Genomic DNA, 1650 nt, shown 5'->3' on the forward strand with positions numbered 1-1650 from the left:
CGCCCCCCCCCCCCCCCCCCCCCCCCCCCCCACCGTCGTGTTCCGCCGCGTGCTCAGCCGGCGTACGGGGCGGGCTTTCCGCGCAGGGCCAGCTCGACGCGGCCGCCGATCTCCACCGCGCCGTCGGGCGCCGGGGCGGTGAGGATCTGGGAGCCGCGGCCCTGCCTGATGTTGAGGGCCCGCCCCAGCTCCGCGCTGAGCAGCAGCGCGGCCGCCCCGGTCGCCTCGTCCTCGGCGATGCTGTCGTCGCGCCGGGGGAACGCCCGCGCCCTGACCCGGCCGGCCGCCTCGTCCTCCCAGGCCCAGACATAGAGCCAACCCTCCCCCGGCGGCGGGCCGGTGAGCGCCTCGACCTCGGCGACGGACCCGTACCGCTCCAGCGTGCGCGGAGGTGCCCATTCGGGGCGGGCGGTGATCCAGGTGAACTCGCCGTCCTGGCGGGCGAACACGTCCCCGACCGCCAGTTCCAGGATCTCCAGGTCGAGCAGCCAGGCCGTGCCGACGAGCGGGTGCCCGGCGAACGGCAGGCGCAGCCCGGGGGTGTAGATGTCCACCTGTCCGCGCTCGGGGTCGTCGACGAAGACCGTCTCGCTGAAGCCGAGCCGGCCGGCCAGTGCCTGCCGGGACGCCTCGTCGGGGTAGCCGCGGCCGTCTCGGACGACACCGAGGGCGTTGCCGTGCCGGCCGTCGGGGCCGCAGAACACGCGTAGTACGTCGATGCCCGCGGGTACGTCGAATTCGCTGTCGTTCACCTGGGCATTGAAGCACCGCCCGGGCGGCGGCCGTACGACCGGCCCACCCGGGCGGTGCCCTCACGCGCGGTCGCCGACGGGTCAGACGGTACGGCGGCGGGCCGCGATCACGACCCCGGCGCCGGCCGCGACGACCACGCCCGAGGCGGCGAACAGGGCGCCCACCGGGATGTCGGAGCCGGTGGCGGCGAGGGAGCCCGCGCCGCCGACCGAACCGCCGCCGACGGAGCCGCCACCGCCGACGCCGCCGCCGCCCGCGGTCGTGGAGCCGCCCGCCGAGCCGGAGCCGCCCGCGAGGCCGGAACCGCCGGCGGAGGCCGGGAGTTCGGCGTCCTTGTCGAGGGCGACCGCGACGGTCAGCGCGTCGAGCTGCTCACCGGCCGGGTACATGCCGCCGAAGGCCTTGGTGCCGTCGGCGGTGAGGGTCGCCGGGACGGCCGAGAGGTTCACCACACCGCCCTTGGCGGCCAGTTGCCCCTTCGGCAGCTTCAGGTCGGCGACGGCCAGACCGGTGTACGTGGAGACCTTCTTGGTCTTGCGGTCCTTGGTGGAGACGTCCGCGATCAGCCTGCCCTTCGTGCCGTTCACCTGGATCTCCATGCCGGACAGGGAGAGATCGAGGGTGTACGCGCCGTTCTCCTCGTGGCCCAGGAAGCGGACCTTGCCGTGGAATCCGGCGTTCAGCGTCTGCTTCGCGGCGTCGAAGCGGCCGGTGGCGTCGGGGAAGCGGTAGCCGTCCCCGGAGGCGGTGGCGCCTGCCGTGATCCGGACCTTGCCGTTGGCGATCGGGCCGGTGACGTACGAGCGGAAGGACTTCTTGACGCCCCAGTCCAGCGTGCCGTCGTGGATCTGGCCCGCTTGGGTGCCGGTCGGTACGGCGGTGGCCGGGGTGGAGGGG

At 75.0% G+C, this 1650-nt stretch carries 2 protein-coding genes; both read right to left on the reverse strand.

Annotation, left to right across the window (positions count from 1 at the left end):
- Positions 1-53: 53 nt before the first annotated feature.
- Entirely contained in the window at positions 54-752 is a 699-nt protein-coding gene (locus AADR41_RS42020) for a PhzF family phenazine biosynthesis protein (protein ID WP_342287733.1), read from the reverse strand.
- A gap of 81 nt (positions 753-833) precedes the next feature.
- Positions 834-1650, reverse strand: an 817-nt coding sequence (locus AADR41_RS42025; protein WP_342287735.1) for an HtaA domain-containing protein, incomplete at its 5' end; no start/stop codon positions are given.

It is taken from the genome of Streptomyces sp. CLV115 (genome assembly GCF_038448545.1).
Lineage (GTDB): Bacteria > Actinomycetota > Actinomycetes > Streptomycetales > Streptomycetaceae > Streptomyces > Streptomyces sanglieri.